Consider the following 25,917-nt stretch of genomic DNA (forward strand, 5'->3'; position numbering starts at 1 on the left):
TTACAAACGGCAACCAACCACCACCACCAGTTTTCTGGTGGTCTGCTCACCGGTCAGCTGGTTTCTGAATGACTGAAGGATGATGTAAGGGCCGGCCGGTACCCGCCGGCCCTGATGCCTGCCCATCCAGAAGACCACCCCGTTCTCGGCCACCGGACCAACCGGCATGACCGGATCCAGTTCCCTGCCGATGATATCAAAAACCCGCAAATCAGCAGTATAGATACCAGCCGGTAACCGCCAGCTGATCTCACATGCTTCACCTTCATCGGGAAAAAAGGGATTGGGGGTGGCGGTTAACCGCCCGGATCCCGGCTTTTGCATATCGGCCGCCACTGAATTTTTTCTGCCGGGTGTTCCTCCGGACTGATCTCCCGAACTATTCCAGTTTCCTGCCATTTCCGCTGGCAGATCCGATCGTCTACGCTCCAACGATATCCCGGTCGTGGATTCTAGATCGGGATGGTGCCAATCCGGGCGGTAACCCACCGACTCAATCCGGTATCCCCATTCATCCTTAATCAGAATTGAATCTTCTCCGGCATTCAGATCCAGCCGATCAGACAGAATCACCACCCGACTGGTCAGAGTATCGGTTTTCCAGCGTGAAAAAAAGGTGCTGTCATCTGCCACAACCAGGTACTCACCGGGAAGGAGGTTCAACTCTTCGTCAAGCCACACCTGATTCCCGGCCCCATCGCGAACAGCCCACGCTTTGAGGGCGACCGGGCGACTTCCTGTATTCAGCAATTCAATCCAGTCCGGACCCACTCTGCCATCGGACCCTTTGCCCGGATCAGAAAGAAATTCATTCACCACCACGCCAATCCCCTCATGAAAATGAACCGGAATTTCAATTACATTGGATGATGGACGTTCATCGGGCGGAAAGTCAGCTACAAACCGGCAACGACCCGACTGGTCTGCCCGGAGTGAAAAGGGAACCACCACCGAATCACCCGGATTGAGGTATTCCAGAGCATTCCAAATCCCAAGCGAATCGACTGTACCGGCATCAGAGAGGAACCAGCCTCTCACCTGAAGTCTTTCTGCGGGGGCAAGGCCTGTATTCCTGATCGTCAGGGACAGATTCAAGGGTTCATCGGGAAATGCATCAGCCTTTTCCATTCCCGCCAAAGCCACATCCAGAAACCGGACCGGCCAGGTGTTGGGTTGTGCCGGTGATCCCCCGGGCCAGCGGGACGTTCGCCAGTCCACCAGTCCCAAAGAATCGACCCGTTCATAACTATATCCGGGCTGAAGCCATCCGGGCGGCAGAAAGACCGAATCGATCACAGAACCTTGCGGACTGGTCAGTGTCAGGGTTCCCGATCCGGAAAGAAGGTCCGGGAAAGAGGCACACCAGATCACTTTTCCGGTTGCGCCCGATGGAACCGGTTCATCCTTTTTCAACAGAATGCACCTTCCACCCGGCCATATCGGGGAGTTGGATGGAGACACGGATGAGCGGGGCCCGGTCTTCCACCCGATCTTAATCTCATCGGGATAGACCGGGTACTCCGAGTCATTAACCAATTCCACAAAGGACGGAACACCCGTTGCTCCCGACGATATTTCGGTCATTTTCAGGGTTCCCGGGGTGAAGGGAAGGGTTACATCCACAGTATCTCTGGCAACGGTTACACCGGTTGTCTGAATCGACATGATAAATTGGTAAGAGCCCGGAGAGGCATTGATATCCGAAAAACCGGTTTCGACGGAATCACCAAAACAAATGAGCTGGTTAAGATCAGAGATATACACTTCCACGGGCCGTGAACCAGACAGATTCCGGTAAACCAGTTTCCCTTCCAGGGTGGTGTGCCTGAGGGTATCCGAACCGGTGAATTGGATCTTCCCTGTAACAGAAAACCCGTTTACTCCCACCGTGGCTGACAGTCTCCTGATCCACCGGCTGCTGATTTTCTGTAACGGCGGCGGTGCCCACTTTCCCGGATTCCCATTCAGGTCGGGCGAAGGTTGCCAGAAACGGTTCACATGCGCCTGAGGGACCGCCACCCGTTCCCAGGACCGTCCATCGCCGGCATCCCGTCCCCAGGTAAAGGAATCCGAGGCGACCGAATCGGCAAAAACCTCCAATGAACCATTCCGGTTGGTCAAGGAAAAGGCAGGCTCCGATTTTGCAATCACACAACCTGTTTTTCCTTCCAGATCTGTGTACAGCCGATCGGGAAGGCTGAACCAGCTTTCACAGAATACTACCAGCGTTTGTCCGGGCCCAAGTCTTTTACCTGGTTGGGAAACCGGTTCGATCTGAAAGGTGGCTGATCCATTCCGGAAAGTGATGATGCTGACAGGCAAACTATCTGTCGGATGCAGATTCGTGAGTTCGATAAATTCATTTCCGTAGTCGGATCCATCCGGATTGGCCATCACTTCAGTCAACCGCAGGTCGTTCAGAGGCCAGGCCTTTTCAACGGTGACCCACCCTTCTGACCGGTTGTTTTCGGGTACATCATCCGACCCTTCCCACTCAGCAGAGTATTGAATCGGTCCGGACTGAGCAGGTATCCAACGGAATGTGATTGTCTGGCTCTGACCCGGCCCGATATTTTCGACACCAAGGGGAGCCAGGAATTCATTTCCGGGTTTGAAACGAACCGTTCCGGCACCGGTCGGCAACCACCCGGCACTTTTCAGGGTGACCTTCACATTAACCGGACGACCAACCTGTACCCATCCGTCAAACGAAACGGAGTCCATCCGGATATCCCGTGCGGCGGTGGCTTCCACCTTCCAGTTTATCAGGAGTGAGTCATTGTTTTTATCGCCGGTATCTCCACTGATCCGTGCAACAATCGGGTATAATCCCTGGGGCAGGCGCCGGATTGAAAACGGTTGATGACTCTCTCCGCCAGCAGGGACGGTGAACGGGTTTGAAATAAAAAGCAGCTCACCTGATGGATCTGAAAGTGAAATGGTCACTGGTGTGGCTGGGAGGATTCCGATGTTTGTGAGGATGACATGGCCCGCTGTATCGCCTGACTGATGGACCGAAACCAGTGAGGCATCGGTGAGAACCGGGATGTCTCCTGCATACGGCTGCCCTGGGGTACCATGAGTCAGGACGGATTGAATCCAGTTTGCTCCCGGGAAAAACTGTCCCGGAGGGCCTGCAGGATGCCGCCGCTCAATGGAAAATCCCGCCGGAACCGTTACTTGCCAACTGATCGATGAAAGTGTATCGCCCGTTGAGGCCGAGAGAATGCAAAGGAAGTCAGAGGTATTGCCCAGACCATTGCCGATACTGGCATTACTGGTTTTGAAAACCGGTGTCCCGGGCGGAATCACCTGTTCATAATGACGAGGATTTCCGGCCAGGAAATAATCCTTATCAATCAGAAGCGCATGTGAACGGGGAGGAATTTTTGGTGGGCCCGCCACATGAATCAGGGACGTTGTGCTGTATCCGTCCCGGAACCGGATTGCGGCCGGATCGAGAGAATCGGCACCCGGATTGAAAAACTCTGCATATTCGCTGTCAGCATCCAATGGACGGAACATGACCTCGGTAATGACCGGTTGGGCCTGCAGAGAACTGCCGGATGCCAGACAAATAAAAAAGAGCCAGCGGCCTACAAGGCTCCCAGCCGTTTTCGGATTATCCATTCGGTTGTCAATAGAATCAGGATCAGCAGAAAAATACCGACCTGATCCCAGCTATCCAACACACGTGAACGGATTTCTGGTTTTGCCAGGGAATTTAATCGTTCTTTAATTGTTTGTAGATCGGGTAACCCCGTGTAAGTCTGACCGCCGGTGCCAGAAGCCCACGTTCTGAAAGGTTCTGTGGATGCATAGTCTACAGAGGTTTCAGAGTCCAATTTTCCAGGCTGGTAAGTGCCTGTCATGATCTCTGTCCGGCCATCCGGTTGAACCAGCCTTGCTTTCCAGTTAAAAAATCCCGAGCCCGGTGGCCGGAACAAAGCGCCAAAGGAGGTTTTTGTCTCGGGCTGCAATCGCACCTCGGGCAGATCACCTGGTGTTAGCCAGGCAACCAGAGAATCCGCTGGCCAGGAAATCCGATCCGGATTCAGAACCACGGTGGCCTTCAGATCGGTACCGCTTCCCGAAGGCTGGAAGGAAACAGAGAAAGGATCTTCATCGGCCGGAGTCAGCAAATCGCGAATGAGCAAACGGAACCCGGATGCCATACCGGAAGGAGATCTCCCATTCAGTGCTTCCAGCCGGTCCCAATCATCCCAGGCCCCGGCAGCAACCCATGCACGTTTGGGAAGCCCGGTACCCGACCATGCCACCGGAAAATCCAGAATGGTTCCTGCAATATTGAGTTGTGCCGACTCACCACGAACCCCCGGAACGGCCATCAGAGCCGTCTGATGTGGTGGCATCCGGCCAATTTCTTCGGGAGTCCAACCCGACAGGAGTCCGGTTCGTCCTTCAACCGGTGCTGGCATCCAGGGTTTCCTGTTAAAGGGTTCGGGGATAATTCTGAAAGGAGGAACCCAGTCGGGTAACGCACCAGAAATTAGAGGAACCGAGGAGACGAGCAAGACCGGATTTTTTTCGGTCAGGGACCTGAATCCTGAGATAGTCCTGGTTTCAACGGAAGGATAGTTGACTGCAATGATCAAACCGGTAAATCCGGCTGGTGGTGCAGAGGAAAACCGTGAAGGAGTTAACTCCCTGGTATCATAAAAAATACCGGCATTTTTTGCGCCGGCTGCAAGGGCCTGACGGTGAATAAACCCGATGAACGGCTGTGGTTCATGCGCCAGTATCCAGACATCACGGTAACGTTCTCTGATCCGGATGCGGATGGTCTCACCTTGACTTCTGATGGCGGAAGAGCCTTCCAGCCTGACCTGAACCACAACGGTTCCGGGGTTCTGACTGACCACCGGAATCCGGATCAGCTGATTGCCTGCCCCCGATTCAGATACGATCCAATCACTGGCTCCTGTGGCTCCACCTGTCCACATCACCCTGACTGAATCGGAAGGAACCGAACGCCAGGTTACATTCAATGGCAGGCGTAGGGTATCGCCGGTAAATCCGGTCATCTGTTCACGCGACAGAGGCTGAAGCATAAATCCAGCTGGCTGGGTGGTGTCTCCCACCATCCAGGCATCCCAGTGCCCCACCGGTTCGGTAAAAAACCACTCCTGGTCATCAAACCGACCATCGGTGACCACCAGATTCAATCCGTTCCCTGCCGATTTTACAACCGGACTGAACCGGGTCTGCGAGGTCATGGATGCAGTCGTATCAGGTAACTCTGAAACCGATGAACCAAAAAAACGGACGGACAGATTCACCGAATCACTGGCAAGGTCCTGAATGCGTGAAATCACATCAGTGCGAGTGGCATCGGTCCACCAGTTGTTCATACTGCGGCTCTGGTCAATCCAGACCGTCACCGATGGATAGGCATTCATTGAAACGGAACTTCGGATCACCGGGTGAACCGCCAGCGATCCAATAAGAATCAGAACCACTGACCTGAGTGAAATGAGCAGGAGGCGGAAGGAAGGAGGCAATTCCGGCCTTACCCTGCGGTAGGACCAGATGGACAGCCAGCAGGAAACAATGGTCAGGACCAAAAGATACCATGAGAACCAGTCAGGAGAGAGTTCCAGCCACTTGTCGGTCATGATCGCGAGCCGCCTCCCTGGCGCATTTTTCTGGCCAGTTCGGGCCATTGGTCTTCGGGGATGGCCCGGAGCGGATTAAACTGACCGGCCCCGTTTAATTGTTCTCCGCCATCTAACCGGATCACCTCTCCGTTGATAAAACGGCTGAGCGGGGACATGAGAAAGACAGCCAGATTGGTCAGGTCTTCATGGGTACCAAATGTTCCGCCCGGAATGCGGTTCTTCATCACCTGTTCCCAAGATTCATCGGGAAGCAGCCGGGAAAACGCGCCTTTTGTCGGGATGGGGCCGGGGGCAATGGCGTTTACCCTGATTCCGTTGCCACCCCATTCCGCTGCCAGAGACCGGGTCAGGGCATTGACACCTGCTTTTGCACAGGCAGAGGGAACCACAAATCCACTCCCGGAATCGGCATAAGTGGTCGAAATATTTAAAACGACACCCGGTAGCCGGTTTTCGAGCCAGTACCGGCCAGCGGCATGGGTGCAATAGAACGTTCCTCTGAGTACAATATCAACCACCACATCGAACCCTTTCGGGGATAAAAGCTGAGTTGGTGAGATAAAATTACCCGCCGCGTTATTGATCAATCCATCCAGTTGTCCATATTCCTCTACAACCGACGCGATCATTTCTGCCACCTGGTCAGAATTTCTGACATCACAAACCCGGAATCCGATGTTGAGTCCTTCCGAGGCCAATGCTTCAGCAGAAGCCTCCAGAACCTCTCTTTTGCGGCTTGAAATCACGATTCTGGCCCCATAGCCCGCCATGGCCCGGGCCATGCTGAGTCCAAGTCCGGTGCCGCCCCCGGTAATCAGGATAACCCGGTTGTCTAATAAAGTAGGCTGAAACATCTGCTTTCTCCTGCCGTTTTTCCTGTTTTTCCCTTGTCAGGCGGCTTTGCGTCCAGAATAGTATACACCCCGGCGATGAAAGGAAGGTGATAATTGACCTCCGGCGTGACCAGTTACACAAAAAACAGAACCCGGGTCCACGTGAGCCCTCCCGGATGCCTCAATTTGGCATCCAGATAAACATATCTTAATAAAAGCGCTTCCATTTGGCACGGCATTTGTAAGTGGTACGGTCGTCGTATGTTCAACTAATCTGAGAGACACATGCCGAGAAAAACGATTCAGCGCTCGACCGTGGTTCTGCTGTTTGGCGCTCTGATGGTATCTTCCTTCGGTTTTGGTCATTTCCAATCAACCAGTCAATATCGTGAACGGATCAGTGCCCTGCAGGATTCTCTGATTCTCACGCGTCAAAGTCTTGAAGCCAACCGGTTAAAATTGCGGGGCTCCATGGATACAGTGACGTTTACTTCTTACAATCCCGTCGAGGGACAGACCGATGACACGCCATTTACCACAGCCTCGGGCTCAACCGTGGATGGCTGGACATTGGCTCTTTCGCGTGATATGCTTCGTCCCCACAATTTCGAGGCTGAGTACAGTTACGGTGATACCGTCTATGCCATTATTCCTTTGGTCGTCCGTGATACCATGAACAAGCGGTATGCCCGGTCAGCCGATATTCTTTCCTTCAGTTACGAGGTCAGCAAATGGCTGGGCCGTCGTGAGGGATACATTGTCAAAGCAAGTGAGATCAAGTGATGTAATCTTCATCCGGTTTTAAGCTGGGTGACCCTTCCACAGAAAAAGTCCGGTTCGTTTGAGCCGGACTTTTTCTTTTTATAGCCGGTACCGGACCTCGGTTCCCTTTTTAACCTGAAGAAGCGCGCCTTCTCCCTGCTGCAGCACTTCTTTACCCGCCAGAATCTGATAGCTGCCGGCAGGCATCAGTTCACTGATCATAACCGGTTTGCTGATATAACTGGTCACCCGCACAATGACCTGATCGTTCACTTCCCGTTCGGGGACCACCACCACTCCCTGACGCTGTTCGTACCAGCCGAGAACCGATATCACTGCACGCCGGCGTGAAGGATCGTTACTTGTCAGGGTAAGAACGCCCGAGTACATACCCTCTGTTTCAGGCGAGGGGACGTCAACGGCCAATGTATAGGATGAGCCAGGCGGAACAGAGAGGGGTTCTTTCAGGATGTTTTTCTTGTCGAGTTCGGCCGTTTGCACCACCAATGGTTCGGTTCCCTTGTTTCTGATCGGGACCGATACGGTCACCCGCTGTCGGAAGGCCTGAACACCCAGATTGATCCGGTTGGCATCAAGAACTAGCCGGGGGCCTGACGGAGAGACTACTTCACCCTTCATGAAAACAGTAACCGGTTTCGACCCGGATCCATTCATAAATACAGTTATCTCGCGGTTGAACGGACCAGGACGGTTTTTGGAATCATAACTGGCCGTTACCACTGTGGTCTCACCAGGTTTGATTTCCTTCAGTGAAGGCTCAGCCGTGGTACAACCGCAACTTGTTTTAACCGGACCGACCGTGTGGGTGGCTGCAGACTGATTGGTAATTTTAAAATCGACCGTGACCACCTTACCCTCTTCGATTTCTCCAAGATCGACCACTTCGGAAGGCTCGACTTTATACTGCCCTGATGCAATGGAGGGAGCAACTGCCAGAAGACCGGCCAGTAAAGCCTTACTTACAACATTCAGGGAGATTTTCATAGCTTTTTTCATCCTTCTTCACATGATCAGCATCATAACCGCTGGCAGAGACAACGTTCAGAATCATTTCTCGGGTGACCCCTTCTGTATGTGCCACCAGCACCATTTTCTTTTTCAGATCCACATCCACCTTTTTGACCCCATCGATCTTTTTCAACGCAGCGCTGATGGTTGCCTCGCACATGCTGCACTGAACACCTGGTGTGGAAATTTCATCTACCAGTAAATCGGAACCTGCAGTATCAGATTTGCTGCAGGCCAGACCGGTGAACAACAATAAAACAAGTAAGCCCGGCCATATTTGCCAGCGTTTCATGATTCCTCCTGAACATCAGATTTTGAAAACTCTTCATAGTGCTCACGCCGGATGCCGGCACCCAGCGCGGCCAGTTTCTTTTCAAGTGACTCATATCCCCGGTCCAGATGGTACACCCGAAGAACCTCGGTGGTTCCCTTTGCAACCAAACCAGCCAGAATAAGGGTTGCGGAAGCACGAAGGTCGGTGGACATGACGGTCGCGCCTTTCAGCACAGCAGGCGCTTCGATCTTGCATGCATTTCCATCGGTTTTCAGACGGGCATTCAGCCGCTCCAGTTCGGGAACGTGTTTCCACCGGTCAAAGTAGATCTGATCGACCAGCGTACTCGGGCCATTGGCCTGCGTCATATAGGCAATCCACTGCGCCTGCATATCGGTCGGAAATCCGGGAAAGACATCTGTAATGACATTGACAGGACGAATCTGTTCGCCACCCGTCACGCGTACCTGTGAGGTTCCCCATTCAATCCTGCATCCGGATTGTTCCAGATGATCAGCAACAGACCGGATATGATCGGGGATAACATTGGTAATGGTCACATCTCCCCGGGTCAGTCCGGCCGCAACCATGAAAGTACCGATTTCGATACGGTCAGGAATGTTATTAAAATGGGTCGGATACAATGAATCCACTCCCTGAACGGTCAGGGTGCGTGTGCCTACGCCCTGAATTTTTGCTCCCATGGCAACCAGAAATTCTTCAAGTGCCACGATTTCTGGTTCAATGGCTGCATTTTCAATCAGAGATTCGCCTTTTGCCAGCACCGCTGCCATCAGGACATTTCCGGTGGCACCCACCGAGCTGATCGGGAATTTGATGCGATTTCCCACCAGTCGATCTTTTTTCGCGATGATGTAACCACCATCAAGATCAACCTCGGCACCCAGTTGTTTCATTCCTTCAATATGCAGATCCACCGGCCGTGGACCCCAGGCACATCCTCCCGGTAAACTCACCCGTGCATAACCATACCTGGCAAGCAGCGGACCGAGCACGTAGATACTGGCCCGCATTTTTTTCACCAACTCGTACGGAGCCTCGTAATGATGAACATGCTCGGTGTTGATGAGCAGATCCTGGGTTTCACGGGTAAACTGAACACGGCACCCGATAATCCGAAGCAAGTTAGAAAGGGTGTGAACATCCTGAAGATCGGGAGTGTGATGAATGGTGAATGTTCCTCTGGCCAGCAATGAGGCGGCCATCAGAGGAAGTGATGCATTTTTCGAACCCGATGCTGCAATGGTTCCGCGGAGGTTTTTTCCTCCTTCAATGACAAATTTATCCATATAGACCTCTGCCCGAATGTCTTCATTTTCGGACATGAATTCAAATCGGACCTTTTTCTGTTTCTTCTTCTTGACATGAAACCTCCGATTCATGACATTCGTATCACGGTGATATCAATTTAGTATCACTTCAAAGGAGAAAACCATGACCACTGAAAAACTGAACCGGACTGCCAACGGATGGACCATTCTGGCAATCCTGATTGCCCTTCTGGTTGCAGAAGGCGTTCTGATCGTACAATTAATCCAGGCGGGTTCTCCCAATCCCTGGCTTTTGGGAATCCTGATTCTGGCTGCAATCATCACGCTGGTTTGCTTTGCCGGCCTGTTTACCCTCGAACCCAATGAGGCTGCCGTTCTCGTCTTTTTCGGAAGCTATGCCGGTACCACCCGCGATACCGGTCTGCGGTGGACCAATCCGCTTTTTGAACGCAAGAAATTGTCACTCAGAGCCAGAAACTTCGACAGTCAGAAGCTTAAGGTGAACGACAAGAAGGGGAATCCAATCGAAATTTCTGCGGTGGTGGTCTGGCGGATCCGTGAAACAGCTCAGGCCATTTTTGATGTGGACAATTACCTTGAATTTGTTCACGTTCAGGCCGAGTCAGCCATCAGGCATGTGGCCACTTCATATAATTACGACAATTATGAAGGCGAGGAGCAAAGTCTTCGGTCGAGTATTGACGAGGTGTGTGACCGGCTGCAGCATGAAATACAGGAACGGGTTCAATCGGCCGGTGTCGAGATTCTTGAGTCTCGGATCAACCACCTGGCTTATTCCCCGGAAATTGCCGGAGCCATGCTTCAGCGCCAACAGGCTGAGGCTATTATTGCGGCCCGTCAGAAAATTGTTGATGGGGCCGTTGGGATGGTTCAGATGGCCTTACAGAAGCTGCGGGCAGATGGTATTGTGGAGTTGGATGAAGAACGGAAAGCCAGTATGGTCAGCAACCTGCTGGTGGTTCTGTGCAGTGAACGCGCAACCACTCCGGTAGTGAATACAGGTTCATTGTACTGATCCGGACTGGCTATGTCGGAAAAATCCGAGAAAAAATCACTGGTCCTTCGGATTGATCCCCGGCTGTGGGAAGACCTGAACCGGATGGCTTCTGATGAACTCAGAAGCCTGAACGGACAGATTGAATACCTTCTCCGGGAATCAGTCAGGCAATGGAAAGGGCACCGGAAAACACATCCGCCTTCCCCTCCGGAACCGACAAAAGAAGCAGAACCATAAAAGACGTTTTTAACTTTTTATTTCATGGGTGGCTCTAAAGAAAAAAACGGAGCCATCCATGAACACTTACCCTCACTCCAACTGGCAATTACGTCCCTTTATCAGCCAGACTCTTTTTACCGGATTCCTGATTCTGGTTCTGACCGGACTGGTCCTATTTATTTCCCCATCTAACCGGATTGTCCGGACGGTTAACTGGGAGTTTCTCTGGTTAACCAAATCTCAGTGGCAGAGTCTGCACAACTGGTTATCGGTTTTGTTTATTCTCGCCAGTCTGATTCATACGGTTCTGAACTGGAGAGCACTGAAAAACTACTGCTACGATCAGTACCAGATGACCCGGACCCATTGGCGTGAATTGCTGGCAGCGCTTCTGTTGATTCTGATCTGCTGCTGGATGGCAGTTTCCTACTGGGGACCCGCTGGCTGGCTGCAGGAAACCCGCGACAGTTTCCGACACCAGACGCCTGTTACCGGCAGTGACACAACCGATACCGTGATTTCCGATTCAACCGATCACCGTTATGGACACCAGGAAAAGGCGGCTGGCGAGCCCCGGCAAATCGTTCCCTCTCCACGCCCAGACCAAACGGTTTCACAGGGATCCGGGACTGGTGGCGGCTGGGGAGAAATGACCCTCAGACAGTTCTGCAAATCGGAATCCATCAACCTTGAATCGGCCATTGAGGAACTGAACCGGCGGGGAATCAAAGCACGGGAATCGGACACTCTGCGGGAATTGGCTGATCAGGTGGGAATCCGTCCCGGTCAATTGGCCAAAGACCTGATGGGTGAGCCTTATGGTGGAGGGAAAAATCGCCGTCGCCACGATTTCTGATCGGTCTGTCGGGCGGTTAACTTTACAGTACCACCATTTCTGAGAGAGCTCATGACCCTTCGTCACATCCTGGTCACCGGCGGGGCCGGTTACATTGGCAGCCACACGGTCGTAGAATTGCTGAAAGCCGGCTATCAGGTCCACATCGCCGACAATTTTTCAAATAGTCATCCTGTTTGTCTGGATCGGATCAGACAGATTTCCGGACATTCATTCGGTTTTTCTGAAATGGATCTGACCGATCCCGTAGAAGTAAAAAAACTGTTCTCCATGGTCCCCGTTGAGGCAGTCATTCATTTTGCTGCCTTCAAGGCAGTGGGAGAATCGGTAGCCAATCCGCTCATGTATTTCAACAACAATCTGACCGGCACGCTGAACCTGTTGACTGGTATGAAGGAAGCAGGTGTAAAAAACCTGGTTTTCAGTTCTTCAGCCACTGTTTACGGAAATCCATCCACGGTTCCCATCACCGAGGACTTTCCGCTGTCGGTCACCAATCCGTACGGACGGACCAAACTGATGGCCGAGGATATTCTTCGTGACCTGTATGCCTCTGATCCTGACTGGAATATCGGTTTGCTTCGCTACTTCAATCCGGTAGGTGCCCACCCAAGTGGTTTGATAGGTGAGGATCCGTCTGGAATTCCAAACAATCTGATGCCCTTTGTCACACAGGTCGCCATCGGACGCAGACAGGAACTCCAGGTATTTGGTGGCGACTATCCCACCCGCGATGGAACCGGAATCCGGGATTACATTCATGTGGTGGATCTGGCGATCGGGCACGTAAAGATGGTTGATAAGCTGTCTTCATCACCCGGTCTGGTCACTTACAATCTGGGCACAGGGGAAGGTTATTCGGTTCTGGAAGTGATACGGGCGTTCGAAAAGGCCAGCGGAAAACCAGTCCCCTACCGCATTGTTTCACGACGTCCGGGAGATGTTCCGGCTTGTTATGCCAATCCGGAAAAAGCCAGAATCGAACTGGGATGGCAGGCCGCCAGGTCCCTTGATGAAATGTGTGCCGATTCCTGGCGATGGCAGGAACAGAATCCAAACGGTTTCAGAGAATAAAAAAAGGGCTGCCTGTTCACCAGACAGCCCCACCACCATCTCATGGAATCACTTTCAGAGGATCTCGTATCCGATCCAGCCGCCAATCATTCCTGTTAAAGTCTGCTCAAAAGAATCATAAGATCCGGTTGCCAGAAAGTCACCGACGAGTTCGCGGGACAAAGTCCCTTCATTGCGGAAGGCATCGTATTGTACCTGATCAGGGCTATGGGTTGTGCAAAGCAAATGTTTGGTTTTGCAGGAACCTGCCCGTAGAATGTTATTCATCCAATCGTTGCCATTGGCCGACAGATCGGTTTCTGCAATGGTTCCGGGAAGAGACCCCACGCGGATGGTCAGATTATCCAGTGTGGTGATCAGACGGTTTTTTTCGGACTCATCCAGATCGGTTCTGAGGGCAATCTGGTTTTTCACTTCGCCCTTGGCCAGTTCAATCCGGTAAACGATCTGTGATTTGTCTTCCTTGCTGATCAGTCTGGGAAAAAGATGTCCCGACATACCTTCACCCGACAGTTCACCAGCCACATCAAGCACCTGCCGCCAGCGGGCTGGGGTCCGCTCACCCGGTGCCAGATATTGGTAATGGATCATCGCCACATTGCCGCCGATGGCCGGCGCCATGGCTTCCAGGAGGCGCCATTTCAGATAGACCTTCCATGTATCAAGATCAGCAATGGAATTGATCCGGTTGGTCAGATTATACAAACTGGCCGGGGCTTCACTGGTAAACCTGGATGGATCGAACTGGAGCTGAGTCCAGAACTGGTTCCAGTTAAAGAATGGGTCAGGAACCACCGTCTGTCCGTTGATTTCTCCGTTTCTGGCAGAAAGAATGGCGGCATCAATGGCCGCAATCTGCTTTGCAACCTCTGGAGTAATAATCAGAGTACCCATCGTCATCCCACTCAGTTCGTCGAGGTAGTCGAGATACGCAGCAGGTGATAGTTTTTCAGAGGCAGGTGTGGGCAACGGATTGAGAACAATGGCATTGTGATCATCGCCGGCTGGGGTCATACTGAACACCACTGGAATTCCGATCCGGTGAAGAATGCCAACTGCTGTGGCAATGTCTTTTTCGGATTGAATCAGATCAATCTGGGCGAAGTACTTATTCAATGACTTCAGATTCTGATCAGGATCAGAATTTAGACCTGAGGCCAGAAAAGCAGACAGTTGCCGGCTTCCGCCTGTCATTTTGAATTCGGGATGTTCAGCCTGGGCCTGAACCCACATTTCAAGTTCTTCTTCAGGAACAGATTCGGTGGTCAGCCAGGAAATCGAACCCGATGAATGGGTCGTTCCGGTGGACAGCGCAGTAAGGTTTTTTGGTTTTCCGTTGGAAACCATGGCGTCTGAAACAGATGCCGTCAGTAGTAGTGCAAGCACGGAGCCCGCAAGCAGAGAGAGTTTCATGATGACCGTCCTTTCGTCAGTTGTACCATGGAACCCACCCGAATTGGCCAATCCTATGTGTTTTCCTGAACCGTTTTTCGGAAATGGTCCGGATAAGATTCACTATTTTGACTTTTTTAAAATAAATTAACTCCCAAGCCGCTTGACAACGCCAAAATGGGCACTTTTATGCTGGTCGGGCATCCCATTTCATTGGTTGAATCCCAATGACTGTCTGACGACCTTTGAGCAAAATTGAATAAGGATCCCCGTGTCAGTGTATCGCTCAATCATCAGACCCTTTCTCTTTTCCTTTCCGCCGGAAACCATGCACGAGGTATCGGTCCATCTGGCTTCCTCATTGCAGCCCCATGACTGGCTGGTGAAACCAATTGGAAACTGGCTGCGTCCCGATACTGATCCCGTGACCTTGTGGAATCTAAAATTCCCAAACCGGATTGGCCTTGCGGCCGGTTATGATAAAAATGGAATGGCTCCCTGGATCTGGTGGATGTTGGGCTTTGGTCATGCCGAGTTGGGAGGTGTCACCCGTTACCCTCAGCCCGGGAATCCCCAACCCCGCGTGTTCAGACTGCCAGCCGACCATGCGATTATTAACCGGATGGGGTTTAATAATGAGGGAGCTGATTCGGTTGCTCACCGGTTGGAATCCATGCTGAGACGGGAAGGCAAACCTCCAATTCCGCTTGGAATGAATCTTGGAAAAAACAAATGGGTACCAAACAACGAAGCTCCTGATGCTTACCGGTATGTGCTGGCACGGTTCTATGACCTGTGCGACTTTTTTGTTGTGAATGTCTCATCGCCCAACACCCCCAATCTGCGACAGTTGCAGGAACTGGATTCTCTCCGCCCCATTTTTGATGAATTGTGGTCGTTTCGTGCCAGCCAGTCCATCAAAAAACCCATTCTGCTGAAGGTCGCTCCGGATCTGAATGACTGGCAGGTTGGTTCCATTTGTCAGTGGGTGGTCGGGGACCAGGTCGATGGATTGGTGGTATCAAACACCACTCTTTCCAGGGAGGGTCTGCGTTCTTCTTCCAGACTTGTCAGTCAGACCGGCGGATTGAGTGGAGCACCGGTTCGCGAGCGGTCAACAACCCTCATTCGTCAGTTTGCCAGCCAGATCGGATCGGTTCCCATCATCGGATCGGGCGGAATTTTCTCGGTTGAAGATGCTGCGGAGAAACTGGAAGCCGGCGCCTCACTGGTTCAGGTGTATACCGGGATGATATATGAAGGACCGCAGTTAATCGGCCGGCTGGTTCGGGGAACCGATCAGAAAAACAAACTCCAGAGCACATAATCGGCCACCAGAATCGAAGCGGCAGAAACAACAAACGCCTTGATGGTTGATTTACCAACGCCTTCGGCACCACCTTCGGTTGAAAATCCGATGTGGCACCCGATGATAGCGGTTGTAAATCCAAACACCACCGACTTGCTGATGCCATAAATCAGGTCGCTGAGTATAAAGAACTTCTGAACGGAATAAAAGAAAACCTCCACGCTGATCCCCAGAAATCCGTTTGATACTGCAAACGATCCAAACAGGGCGATCGAGTTTGCAAAAATGACCAGAACAGGCATCATGATCACCGATGCCAATACTCTGGGCAAGGCCAGAAAACGCTCAGGAGGAATGGACATGACCCGCAGAGCATCCAATTGTTCGGTCACTTTCATGGTACCCAGTTCTGCGGCAATACTGGCTCCAACCCGACCGGCAATGATGATCCCGGTTAAAACCGGTCCCAGTTCCAGAAATATGGCACGGCTGGTAGCCGATCCGATCAGAAAATTGGAAATGAGTCCTTTAAACTGGTAGGCTGCCTGCCAGGCAGAAATGGCTCCGGTCGACAGGCCAATCACCAGGACCAGTGGGAGAGATCCAACCCCGATATGATGCATCTGCTGAATCAGTAACCGGCGATCTCTGAGCACCCTTGGAAGATGCAGGAAGATGCTGGCAGAAAGGGTTGCCATCGAACCGAATTCATGAAAAAACCGGATGATGCGCTGATACAACGGGACAAGGACGATGGATTTCATTGTAATGGGCAATTTACAAAATTATTTTCGTTAATCAGACAGACACCCAATCAACATGGAGAATCCCCATTGGCACGATTACAGACCATATTAGATACCATTGTTGAGACCAAAAAAACAGAAGTGATCGTGGCCCGTCATCAGCCGGTTTCATTCACCCGTCCGGCTCATCCGGTTCCGACCTTTCGTTCTGCCATCAGCAGGTCCGGAATCCAGATCATAGCAGAAATCAAAAAGGCTTCCCCAAGCCGCGGGATATTAATTGAGGATTTTCATCCGGCAGAACTGGCAAAAGCATATCAGGCTGGCGGGGCCGCGGCTTTTTCTGTGCTGACTGATGAAACGTATTTCAAGGGACATTTGACTCATTTACATGATGTCGCCCAGCTGGGACTGGCACCAGCAATCCGTAAGGACTTTATCATTGATCCGGTCCAGATTGAGCAGGCCTACCAGGCCGGAGCAAGTGCCATTCTTCTGATTGCTGCTATTCTGGATGACCCGGCACTTCATTCCCTTTACAAAATCGCCACCAACCTGAGGCTGGATGTTCTGGTCGAGGTTCACACGGTTGATGAGCTTAAGCGGGTACTTCATCTCGACAATCCGATTATTGGTGTGAATAACCGGAATCTTCATTCCTTCCACGTCGATTTGCAGACGGCCCTCGACATGGCACCACTGATTCCTGCTGAACTGATCAAAGTCACAGAAAGTGGCATTTTCACACGTAAGGATATGCTCAGAATGGAAGACGCTGGTTTTCATGCAGCCCTGATCGGGGAAAGTCTGGTCACCAGCGGCCATCCGCAGCAGAAACTGAGGGAATTACTTGGTCAGGATTAAAATCTGTGGTCTTACCCGCCCGGAAGATGCCTTGCTTTCAGAGTCTTTGGGCGCATACGCTCTTGGCTTCATCCTGACCCCGGTCAGCAAACGGTTTAATCCCCCCGGAAACCGTGAGTGGATTTCTTCGCTTTCATGCCGGGCGTTGAAGGTCGGTGTTTTTCAGGATCAGCCGGCGGACCTCATTATACAGGCAGTGAAAACCTGCCGGCTGGACCGTATTCAGTTGCATGGCCGGGAAACTGCTGATCTCATCGGACAGATGCCGGTTCCTGTCTGGAAAGCCCTTACCATTGAAGAGGCCTTGTCGGATGAATTCCCGGTTCAGGAAAAAATCGAGTATTATCTGATCGATTCGGGAAACGGGACTCAGCGCGGCGGAACCGGTGTCGCCATCAATCCTGATTTACTGAAAAAGCTGTCGCTGCCCAAACCCCGCATCATCGCAGGTGGAATCCGCCCGGAAACCATGGCAGTTCTTCTGGACCAGCCAGGTATCGATTTTCTGGATATTAACAGCGGGATAGAAACGGCTCCGGGCCTGAAAGACCCGGAGCGTTTAAGGAAGGTCTTCGAAATTGCAGGCCGTTATTAGGCCTTTCCTTTCAATTCATTGTTCAGGCGGCCGATGGCATCTTTTGCATCGCCAAAATACATGAGCGTGTTATCCATGTAGAACAATTCGTTCTCAATACCCGCATATCCGGTGTTCATGGAACGTTTTACCACAATCACGGTTTTTGAATAATCCACATTCAGGATCGGCATTCCGAAAATCGGTGAAGATGCATTGCTTCTTGCTGCCGGATTGACCACATCATTGGCACCGATCACCAGGGTGATATCGGTGTTTCTGAAATCATCATTGATATCTTCCAGCGCATAGAGTCTTTCATACGGCACATTGGATTCTGCCAGAAGAATGTTCATGTGGCCGGGCATCCGTCCTGCAACCGGGTGAATGGCAAACCGGACATCGGTTCCATTTTTCTGAAGCAGATCCATCAGTTCCTTCACAGCGTGCTGAGCTTGTGCAACAGCCATACCGTATCCGGGAACAATAATGACCCGGGATGCACCCGAAAAGAGCATGGCCAGTTCTTCTGAGTCGATCGATTTCACCACCAGGTCTTTTCCGGAAGCGGTATCCGCAGCGGCTGAACCGGCATTGGCCCACCCACCCAGCAATACATTCATCAGTGAGCGGTTCATGGCCTTGCACATGATCTGAGTCAGGATAATTCCGGAAGCCCCCACCAGCGCACCGGCAATGATGAGCATGTTGTTGTCAATGACAAATCCGGTGGCAGCCCCCGCCAGTCCCGAATAGGAGTTGAGCAGCGAAATGGCCACAGGCATATCGGCTCCGCCGATGGGCAATACCAACAGGACACCCAATAAGAGCGAAATTCCCACCAATCCGATATATAACCATTGATTAACCGGATCAATTATGCCCATCACGATCAGGGTGATGACAGCAAGAACCAGCAGCACATTCAGCGGATTCTGAAATGGGAACTTGACCACTTTTCCGGTGACGAGCCCCTGCAGTTTACCGAAAGCAATCAACGAACCGGTAAAAGTGACTGCTCCGATCAGAAGACTTAATCCGATGGCCACGGTCAGTTTGATCGGATCGGCTGGAAATCCATGATGAAGATGGGTGTAGTACTCGGCCATTCCCACCAGAGCAGAGGCACCTCCACCGAATCCATTCAGCAATCCAACCATTTGAGGCATGGCCGTCATTTCGACTTTAAGAGCCAGAATCACCCCGATCAGCGACCCGATCAGCAAGCCAATCATGATCCAGTGAAATTCGAGGATATGCTGGTCGAACAAGGTGACCACAATGGCCAGAAACATACCCAGAGCGGAATACAGATTCCCCTTCCGGGCAGTGGCGGGTGAACTCAGCCACTTGATTCCCATGATAAACAGGAATGAAGCAACGAGGTAAACAACGGGAATAACTACAGTGCGGATCAGTTCCATGATTTACCTCATTTCTTCTTAAACATTTTAAGCATCCGGTCGGTGACCAGATAGCCACCCACCACGTTGATGGTGGCAAAAATGACCGCTATAAAACCCAAAATTGAGCTCAGAAAACTGTCACCCTGTCCGGCAGCGACCAGAGCACCAACGATGGTAATCCCCGAAATGGCGTTCGAACCGGACATCAGTGGAGTGTGAAGGGTTGGCGGAACTTTATTGATCAGTTCAAAGCCCACAAATGAGGCCAGAACAAAGACATAAATGAGCATCAGAAAGGTAGAGGTTTCCATTTATTCCTCAGGCGGTTAACAGTGAATTGATTCGTTCGTTGATGACCTGACCGTCATGAGCAACCAGTGCACCTTTGACAATTTCATCATTCAGATCCAGGTTGAGCTCACCGGTTTTTGTAGTGATATGCTGCAACAAGGCCAGAATGTTCTTAGAGTACAGGTCGCTCGACTGGGTGGGAAGTAAAGCAGGAAGATTGGAAAAACCGATGATTTTAACACCGTGTTTAACCACAATCTTACCAGCCTCGGATCCTTCGACGTTGCCGCCGAATTCGACAGCCATATCCAGCACCACACTACCGGGTTTCATGGACTGAACCATGGATTCAGTCACCAGTACCGGTGCTTTTTTACCTGGAATCAGCGCAGTGGTAATGACAATATCGGCATGACTGACATGCCGTGAGATCACTTCTTTCTGACGGGCGAGAAACTCAGGTGATGCTTCTTTTGCATATCCGCGCTCATCCTGCAGGTCGGCCATCCCTTCCACTTCGATAAACCGTCCGCCAAGTGACTGAACTTCTTCCTTCACGGCCAGTCGCACATCAGAAACCTCGACAACGGCACCCAGCCGTTTGGCGGTCCCGAGTGCCTGCAGACCTGCCACACCGGCACCCATGATCACTACTTTTGCCGGGGTAATGGTTCCGGCTGCTGTCATCAGCAATGGGAAAATGCGGCCATATTCATTGGCGGCGAGGAGGACAGCTTTGTAGCCGGCCAGATTGGCCTGTGAGCTGAGCGCATCCATGCGCTGTGCCTTTGTGGTCCGCGGAATCATATCCATGCAGAGCAGACTGAATTTTTTATCAGCAGCCACCCTGGCTTGGGCAGGCCAGACCATGGCAAAGCCAAGCGCAATGACCAGAGTCCCGGCCTTTACTTTTGCTGCTTCCGCATCGGAAAGGCGCTGCACTTTCAGAACCAGATCGGATCCGCCATAAATCTCATCGGCAGATTTGACCAGCGTGACACCTGCTTTTTCATATTCTGTATCCGGAAAGTGAGCTGCCATACCGGCACCAGCTTCCAGACGGATGGAATGGCCGGCTTTGATCAGTTTGACGGCCACTTCGGGAACCATGGCAACCCGGTTTTCACCGGCTGCTGTTTCTTTCGGAATTCCGATAACCATTTTTAATCCCCAGTTTAACTTTGGCGGCACAAACTTAGCAAAAAAAAACGGCAAACCGGAACCGGTGTTTCTCATGCAGGGTTTAAATGCGGATAATTTGGTCCATGGTGATACAAGTTTTTTCCGAAAGTCGACCGTGTCACCGGAATTTTGTAAATTTATTCCCTGATATTGATTTAATAGATTTGGTCACCCGGCCGACCGGATTTCCGGAAACCGGTTATTAGAAAGTCAGCATGATTTCATACCACAACATACCCGATGCCACCGGCCATTTCGGTCCGTATGGCGGCCGATTCATCCCTGAAACCCTGATTCCTGTTGCAATGGAAATTGAACAGGAATACCTGAAAGCCCGGGAGGATCAGAATTTCTGGGCCGAATTCCGTAGCCTGCTCAAAGATTATGTGGGACGGCCTTCCCCGCTTTATGAAGCCAAAAGACTTGGCAGCCTCATGGGCGAAAACCGCCGTGTATGGCTGAAGCGTGAGGATCTGAATCATACCGGTGCCCACAAGATCAATAACACGGTCGGTCAGGTTCTTCTGGCCAACCGGATGGGCAAAAAGCGGATCATTGCTGAAACCGGTGCTGGACAGCATGGTGTGGCCACCGCCACCGTTTGTGCACTGTATGGGCTGACCTGTATTGTCTACATGGGTGAAGAAGACATTGAGCGTCAGGCTCCAAACGTGTACCGTATGAAATTATTGGGGGCAACGGTTGTTCCGGTTTCCAGCGGATCCAAGACCCTGAAGGATGCAACCAACGAAGCCATCCGCGACTGGGTGACCAATCCGGATGACACTTTTTACATTATCGGATCAGTGGTGGGAATGCATCCCTTCCCCATGATTGTACGGGATTTTCAATCAGTGATCGGAAAAGAAACTCTTTCCCAGAGTTTTGAACAATTCGGCTCGTTACCCGACTACGTGCTCGCCTGCGTGGGAGGTGGAAGCAACGCCATGGGAATTTTTCATCCGATGATTCCTTACACCGACCGGGTGAAACTGATCGGAGTCGAAGCGGCTGGACACGGACTTAATACCGACGCCCATGCAGCCACCCTGACCAAAGGCATTCCCGGAGTGATTCATGGTGCCATGACCTATCTGCTTCAGAATGAAGACGGTCAGGTTCAGATCGCTCATTCCATTTCTGCCGGACTCGATTACCCGGGAGTCGGACCCGAACATGCTTACTTAAAAGATCGCGGATTGGTTACCTATGTGTCAGCAACGGATCAGCAGGCCCTGGATGCAGTTGTGCAGCTTTCACGCCGGGAAGGCATCATTCCTGCGCTGGAATCGGCACACGCCCTGGCGTGGATGCTCGACAATCCGTCTGCCTTTAAACCAGATTCCAACATTGTGGTGAATCTCTCTGGCCGCGGCGATAAGGATCTGGGAACCTACATGCGCGAGCTTAAACTCTGACAGACGGATGTGAAGACACTACAAAAAATTCCCTCTCTGTTTCCTTCTGCTCTTGTTAATTACCCTTTCACCGATGACCGGTTTCAGAAGGAATGGGAACTGAATGAGTTGTGTCTCGGTCCGGTTGCAGGAGTTGATGAAGCCGGAAGAGGTCCGCTGGCTGGTCCGGTTACCGCTGCGGCGGTGATCCTGAATCCGGATGACCTCAATTGGTCCTTGCGGGATAGCAAAAAGGTACCTGCCGGAGAACGGGATCAGTTGAAGCAATGGGTGATGGATCATGCACGTTCCTGGGCCATCGGGTGGGCATCAGTCGAAGAAATCGACCGGTTTAATATTCTGCAGGCCACCTTTCTGGCGATGAGACGGGCACTTGATCAGCTTACCATCCGACCAAAAAGCATTCTGGTGGATGGAAAACTCAAAATTGCCGGTGTAACCGGTTCTTCTCCTGTGGTTTCGGGCGATTCAGTTTGCCTTTCAATTTCCGCAGCCTCAATTTTAGCTAAAACGGCCCGAGATGGGTATATGCAAACCCTTCACGACCAGTTTCCCGGGTATCACTTTCAATCCAATGCAGGTTACGCCACAGCGAACCATATCAGGGCTATTTATGAGCACGGACTTACCCCCCATCACCGGAGATCATTCCGGATCCCCAGCCACCCGGACCACCGGGACCAGAGCTGAACAATTCGCAGCCGGCTGGCTCGAAAAACAGGGACATCGCATTCTCGACCGGAATTTTCAATTCGGACACACTGAAATTGACATTATCACCGAGTATAAAGGCATGCTGGTTTTCACCGAGGTCAAATACCGGGCTTCCACACACCTTGGTCATCCCTTCCAGCAGGTCAACCGCAAGAAAATTCAGAACCTGTTTTTTGCAGCAGAGGGATATTTAATCAGAAACCCGCAATGGAAAGGACGGGATATCCGGATGGATGTGCTGAGCCTGACGGGAAATCTCGACAATCCCGATGTGGAAGCTTTCGAAAATATCACCCAGTGGTTGTGAGTAGTGATTGGAAAAACCCGGACCCTGTGGTTCTCGAAAAACCCGGACCCCGAGTGATCTGACCGAAGGGAAGATATTATCGAGGGGACAAGAGTTTTTCCAGTGACGAGTGACGCGTGACGAGAGAATACAAGTGATCAGTGATCAGAAAGCAGTCAACGAATCACCTTCAGCGGAAGAATTCCTTACGGCTGGTTGTCGGCGTCCATTCCAACCGGGACATCCCTGCGCCGGTATATCGGAATGGCAGAACAACCTTCACCAAACATCAACTGGGAAACCACAGGCACCAGGTAAGCCGAAATCAGCATATACGACCACGTGGGTACCGGAATCGCTCCACAACCCTTAACCAACACCTTCTGATTCCGGTATTGCTCCCAATCGTGCTCGCGCAATTTCTGGCGGAAGGCCTTTTCGCGCAGAATGCCACCTTCAATAAAGTCCTGCATATCCACCGTGATGAGCGGTGATTCTTTTGGTTGTATTAAATCCATTATTCTGTTGATAATAAAAAGGTCTGTGGTCCGGTTTTCTGAATTACCAGGGTCTGTCCGGGCTTCAGGCCCGATTCCCTGATAAATCTGGTTGTTCCTGGTCTGGAGGATGACCGTTCCGAAATAAAAAATCCGCTTTTTTCAATGACCGACCGGAACGACCAACCCAGACTGGTTTCGAATAAGACCGGCTCACCGGTTCCCGATTTTGCATCGTCCACCGTTCCAGCCGGAAACCATTCAAGAATGTCAAAAACCGGAATGTTTTTTTCCAGCAGCCAGAGATGCTGATCATCCCGGACCCGGATCCGGTGAGTCATGGTATCAGACCGAGAAGGATTCGCCACAGCCACAAGTCCGGGCCGCATTCGGATTGTTAAACACAAACCCCCGGCCATTCAGACCATCGGTATAATCCAGAACCGTTCCGGCGAGGTACAACAGGGACTTTCCATCCACCACCAGTTCAACACCATTTTCGGTGATTTTCTCATCACCTTCTTTAAACTCATTATCAAAAGCAAGATTGTAGGAAAGGCCCGAACATCCGCCGCCAACCACCGATACTCTTAGGTGATAGTCGGTAGGCACATTTTTTTCGCTCATGATGGTAGCAACCTGCCTGGCTGCCTTTTCCGACACACTGATCATATTGTCTCCGTCTCTAATCTTTCTCTAATTTATACATAAAAGTCAAGAATGAAAAGAAAAATTCCCGTCAGGGGGATATGATGGTGTTCAGGACCGCAATTTACTGATGGTGCTGACCAGGATATCCAGAGCATGATCCACATCGGAGGGTGTGGTCGGACGTCCCAGGGAGAGGCGAATGGTATTGTGGATATGGGAGTCAGGTACTTTCATTGCCATCAGAACATGAGAGGGCTGAAGCTGACCCGTTGCACAGGCCGATCCTGCTGAAACCGCGATTCCTTTCAGAGAAGTGAGAAGCTTTCGGGGACGTATTCCGGGGACCGAAAAACTGGAAACATGCGGAAGGCGGCGTGTTCCTGAACCATTGATCAGCAAATCGGGAATGTGAGAAACCAGGGTTTTCTCGAAACCATCCCGCAAAGCACCCAGCCGGTCTGCATCGTGATTCATCTGGGATAAAGCCAATTGTGCGGCTGCACCGAATCCGGCAATGGCAGGAACATTCAGTGTACCCGACCGGTAACCACTCTCCTGGCCACCACCCGAGAGAAGGGTTTTTGGCAGCCTGACCGATTTCTGTGAAGGAAGAATGACTGCACCGGCCCCTTTGGGTCCGTAGAATTTATGAGCGGAAAAGAAAAGGTAACCATGCATTGTCTGCAAAGCATCCAGTGGAATTTTACCGGCCGCCTGTGCCGCATCGGATAAAAGGGGAATACCGGCCTGACGACAAAGCCCGGCTGTTTTTTCCACTGGTTGTATCACGCCTGTTTCATTGTTGGCTGTCATGAGAACCACCAACGAGCAGGAAAGAAAAGCAGTGTCAGAAAAGACTGTTTCATCAACACATCCATCGGACCGGACCGGCATCCAGTGAATCGGAAATCCGCCCTTTTCAAGCTCCAGTATGGGTTCCAGCACAGCCCGGTGTTCGGTCGGATTTACGAGCCATGGACCTTTATCACCGGCCATAACCAATCCCTTGATGAGCCAGTTGGCCGATTCGGTGGAGCCTGATGTAAAAATCACCCTGGACGCATCAGCGCCGGTCAGTGAAGCTACCTGCTGCCTTGCTTTGGTAACTGCTGCCCCGGCTTCCAATCCCTGACGGTAAATCCGGCTGGAAGGGTTTGCAAAATGATCAGTCAGATAAGGGTACATGGCAGCCAGGGCCTCGGCTGCCAGTGGTGTGGTGGAAAGATAATCGAGGTAAACCGGAATCAACCGAAAATAACTTTCCGACGGTTCATCATACCGGGAGGAAGAGGTTCCCACCGATGCCGGCGGTTGTATACATCAATATAAGGGCCGCGTTTTTTATCCTGTAAGTCCTCAAGAAACATTTTGAATGTATTTTCAACCACCTGAGGAACACTTTTGCCATGACGGTCAAAGGATTCTGCAGCCATGCTGATGGTAATGCTCGAATGCTTGATGGCGAGATCCCTGTCCACGCCTTTTTCCATCAGCTGCTGTGTCAAACGCCGGTGAAGTGTGTTGTTCCGGGTTTCGACTTTGCTCTTTGTTTTGTTCACAACGAATTGTCCCATGACATCCTCCTTTTCTC

The 25,917-nt window shown here is 51.6% G+C and carries 27 protein-coding genes; 11 read left to right on the top strand and 16 right to left on the bottom strand.

The annotated features are described in order from the left end of the window. The 3 genes from HUU10_10100 to HUU10_10110 are packed head-to-tail and all read right to left on the bottom strand — an operon-like array spanning position 1 to position 6,493. Positions 1–3,630, bottom strand: a complete 3,630-nt coding sequence (locus HUU10_10100) for a lamin tail domain-containing protein (GenBank protein ID NUQ81950.1) — start codon at positions 3,628–3,630, stop codon at positions 1–3. Continuing rightward, positions 3,597–5,636: a hypothetical protein gene (locus HUU10_10105; protein ID NUQ81951.1), complete on the bottom strand. Its 2,040-nt coding sequence runs from the start codon at positions 5,634–5,636 to the stop codon at positions 3,597–3,599. Before HUU10_10105 ends, HUU10_10100 begins: the two co-directional genes overlap by 34 nt. After that, positions 5,633–6,493 (bottom strand): SDR family oxidoreductase, encoded by an 861-nt coding sequence (locus tag HUU10_10110; protein ID NUQ81952.1) that lies wholly within the window; start codon positions 6,491–6,493, stop codon positions 5,633–5,635. Before HUU10_10110 ends, HUU10_10105 begins: the two co-directional genes overlap by 4 nt. A 264-nt stretch (positions 6,494–6,757) precedes the next feature. Between HUU10_10110 and HUU10_10115 the strand changes: the two genes are divergently transcribed. Further along, positions 6,758–7,255: a hypothetical protein gene (locus tag HUU10_10115; GenBank protein NUQ81953.1), complete on the top strand. Its 498-nt coding sequence runs from the start codon at positions 6,758–6,760 to the stop codon at positions 7,253–7,255. A 78-nt stretch (positions 7,256–7,333) separates the two neighbouring features. On the opposite strand, the gene HUU10_10120 is transcribed toward HUU10_10115, so the two are convergent. Genes HUU10_10120 through murA form a run of 3 tightly spaced genes read right to left on the bottom strand, consistent with a single transcriptional unit; the run spans position 7,334 to position 9,847 of the window. Then, positions 7,334–8,239: a DUF1573 domain-containing protein gene (locus HUU10_10120; protein ID NUQ81954.1), complete on the bottom strand. Its 906-nt coding sequence runs from the start codon at positions 8,237–8,239 to the stop codon at positions 7,334–7,336. Then, positions 8,211–8,555, bottom strand: a complete 345-nt coding sequence (locus tag HUU10_10125; protein ID NUQ81955.1) for a cation transporter — start codon at positions 8,553–8,555, stop codon at positions 8,211–8,213. Before HUU10_10125 ends, HUU10_10120 begins: the two co-directional genes overlap by 29 nt. Then, positions 8,552–9,847, bottom strand: coding sequence for a UDP-N-acetylglucosamine 1-carboxyvinyltransferase (murA, locus tag HUU10_10130; protein ID NUQ81956.1), 1,296 nt, complete (start codon positions 9,845–9,847; stop codon positions 8,552–8,554). Before murA ends, HUU10_10125 begins: the two co-directional genes overlap by 4 nt. 145 nt (positions 9,848–9,992) lie before the next feature. Here murA and HUU10_10135 point away from each other — a divergent pair, with 145 nt between their 5' ends. From HUU10_10135 to galE, 4 genes are read left to right on the top strand one after another with little or no spacing between them, the layout of a single operon-like run. After that, positions 9,993–10,865 (top strand): SPFH domain-containing protein, encoded by an 873-nt coding sequence (locus tag HUU10_10135; GenBank protein ID NUQ81957.1) that lies wholly within the window; start codon positions 9,993–9,995, stop codon positions 10,863–10,865. Positions 10,866–10,877: 12 nt separating this feature from the next. Further along, a complete protein-coding gene (locus HUU10_10140) occupies positions 10,878–11,084 on the top strand; it encodes an Arc family DNA binding domain-containing protein (GenBank protein ID NUQ81958.1) in 207 nt (68 codons plus the stop codon). Between the two features lie 58 nt (positions 11,085–11,142). Further along, positions 11,143–11,922, top strand: a complete 780-nt coding sequence (locus HUU10_10145; protein ID NUQ81959.1) for a DUF4405 domain-containing protein — start codon at positions 11,143–11,145, stop codon at positions 11,920–11,922. Between the two features lie 51 nt (positions 11,923–11,973). After that, positions 11,974–12,996, top strand: coding sequence for a UDP-glucose 4-epimerase GalE (gene galE / locus HUU10_10150; protein NUQ81960.1), 1,023 nt, complete (start codon positions 11,974–11,976; stop codon positions 12,994–12,996). Positions 12,997–13,050: 54 nt separating this feature from the next. Here galE and HUU10_10155 read toward each other — a convergent pair whose 3' ends face one another. Then, positions 13,051–14,409: a hypothetical protein gene (locus tag HUU10_10155; protein NUQ81961.1), complete on the bottom strand. Its 1,359-nt coding sequence runs from the start codon at positions 14,407–14,409 to the stop codon at positions 13,051–13,053. A 250-nt stretch (positions 14,410–14,659) separates the two neighbouring features. Here HUU10_10155 and HUU10_10160 point away from each other — a divergent pair, with 250 nt between their 5' ends. Then, positions 14,660–15,715 (top strand): quinone-dependent dihydroorotate dehydrogenase, encoded by a 1,056-nt coding sequence (locus tag HUU10_10160; GenBank protein NUQ81962.1) that lies wholly within the window; start codon positions 14,660–14,662, stop codon positions 15,713–15,715. Here the strand turns inward: HUU10_10160 and HUU10_10165 are convergent. Then, complete coding sequence (locus tag HUU10_10165) at positions 15,688–16,461, bottom strand: ABC transporter permease (protein NUQ81963.1); 774 nt, start codon at positions 16,459–16,461, stop codon at positions 15,688–15,690. The genes HUU10_10160 and HUU10_10165 overlap by 28 nt on opposite strands. A 69-nt stretch (positions 16,462–16,530) precedes the next feature. On the opposite strand from HUU10_10165, the gene trpC reads away from it, so the two are divergent. Further along, positions 16,531–17,307, top strand: coding sequence for an indole-3-glycerol phosphate synthase TrpC (gene trpC, locus HUU10_10170; protein ID NUQ81964.1), 777 nt, complete (start codon positions 16,531–16,533; stop codon positions 17,305–17,307). Then, positions 17,294–17,902 carry a phosphoribosylanthranilate isomerase gene (locus HUU10_10175; protein NUQ81965.1) on the top strand — a complete coding sequence of 203 codons (609 nt, stop codon included), beginning with the start codon at positions 17,294–17,296 and terminating at the stop codon, positions 17,900–17,902. Before trpC ends, HUU10_10175 begins: the two co-directional genes overlap by 14 nt. On the opposite strand, the gene HUU10_10180 is transcribed toward HUU10_10175, so the two are convergent. The 3 genes from HUU10_10180 to HUU10_10190 are packed head-to-tail and all read right to left on the bottom strand — an operon-like array spanning position 17,899 to position 20,739. Further along, positions 17,899–19,305, bottom strand: coding sequence for an NAD(P)(+) transhydrogenase (Re/Si-specific) subunit beta (locus HUU10_10180; protein ID NUQ81966.1), 1,407 nt, complete (start codon positions 19,303–19,305; stop codon positions 17,899–17,901). The genes HUU10_10175 and HUU10_10180 overlap by 4 nt on opposite strands. A gap of 8 nt (positions 19,306–19,313) precedes the next feature. Further along, on the bottom strand, positions 19,314–19,598 hold the full coding sequence (locus tag HUU10_10185; GenBank protein NUQ81967.1) for an NAD(P) transhydrogenase subunit alpha: 285 nt from the start codon (positions 19,596–19,598) through the stop codon (positions 19,314–19,316). Positions 19,599–19,605: 7 nt separating this feature from the next. Beyond that, a complete protein-coding gene (locus tag HUU10_10190) occupies positions 19,606–20,739 on the bottom strand; it encodes a Re/Si-specific NAD(P)(+) transhydrogenase subunit alpha (GenBank protein ID NUQ81968.1) in 1,134 nt (377 codons plus the stop codon). Positions 20,740–20,975: 236 nt separating this feature from the next. On the opposite strand from HUU10_10190, the gene trpB reads away from it, so the two are divergent. Genes trpB through HUU10_10205 form a run of 3 tightly spaced genes read left to right on the top strand, consistent with a single transcriptional unit; the run spans position 20,976 to position 23,199 of the window. Further along, positions 20,976–22,178, top strand: coding sequence for a tryptophan synthase subunit beta (trpB, locus tag HUU10_10195; GenBank protein ID NUQ81969.1), 1,203 nt, complete (start codon positions 20,976–20,978; stop codon positions 22,176–22,178). Between the two features lie 9 nt (positions 22,179–22,187). Next, positions 22,188–22,868 carry a ribonuclease HII gene (locus tag HUU10_10200; protein ID NUQ81970.1) on the top strand — a complete coding sequence of 227 codons (681 nt, stop codon included), beginning with the start codon at positions 22,188–22,190 and terminating at the stop codon, positions 22,866–22,868. Then, positions 22,792–23,199: a YraN family protein gene (locus HUU10_10205; protein ID NUQ81971.1), complete on the top strand. Its 408-nt coding sequence runs from the start codon at positions 22,792–22,794 to the stop codon at positions 23,197–23,199. The genes HUU10_10200 and HUU10_10205 overlap by 77 nt, the downstream gene beginning before the upstream one ends. A 185-nt stretch (positions 23,200–23,384) precedes the next feature. On the opposite strand, the gene HUU10_10210 is transcribed toward HUU10_10205, so the two are convergent. The 5 genes from HUU10_10210 to HUU10_10230 all read right to left on the bottom strand — a co-directional run bounded on the left by HUU10_10210 (position 23,385) and on the right by HUU10_10230 (position 25,900). Further along, a complete protein-coding gene (locus HUU10_10210; GenBank protein ID NUQ81972.1) occupies positions 23,385–23,696 on the bottom strand; it encodes a DUF2480 family protein in 312 nt (103 codons plus the stop codon). Continuing rightward, entirely contained in the window at positions 23,696–24,043 is a 348-nt protein-coding gene (locus HUU10_10215; GenBank protein ID NUQ81973.1) for a hypothetical protein, read from the bottom strand. The genes HUU10_10210 and HUU10_10215 overlap by 1 nt, the downstream gene beginning before the upstream one ends. Continuing rightward, the gene (gene erpA, locus HUU10_10220; GenBank protein NUQ81974.1) at positions 24,021–24,347 is read right to left on the bottom strand and encodes an iron-sulfur cluster insertion protein ErpA; all 327 of its coding nucleotides are present in this window, start codon (positions 24,345–24,347) and stop codon (positions 24,021–24,023) included. Before erpA ends, HUU10_10215 begins: the two co-directional genes overlap by 23 nt. A gap of 87 nt (positions 24,348–24,434) precedes the next feature. After that, positions 24,435–25,574 (bottom strand): cysteine desulfurase, encoded by a 1,140-nt coding sequence (locus HUU10_10225; protein NUQ81975.1) that lies wholly within the window; start codon positions 25,572–25,574, stop codon positions 24,435–24,437. Further along, the gene (locus tag HUU10_10230; protein ID NUQ81976.1) at positions 25,571–25,900 is read right to left on the bottom strand and encodes a hypothetical protein; all 330 of its coding nucleotides are present in this window, start codon (positions 25,898–25,900) and stop codon (positions 25,571–25,573) included. Before HUU10_10230 ends, HUU10_10225 begins: the two co-directional genes overlap by 4 nt. Positions 25,901–25,917 lie beyond the last annotated feature (17 nt).

This window comes from Bacteroidota bacterium, assembly GCA_013360915.1.
GTDB lineage: Bacteria > Bacteroidota > JABWAT01 > JABWAT01 > JABWAT01 > JABWAT01.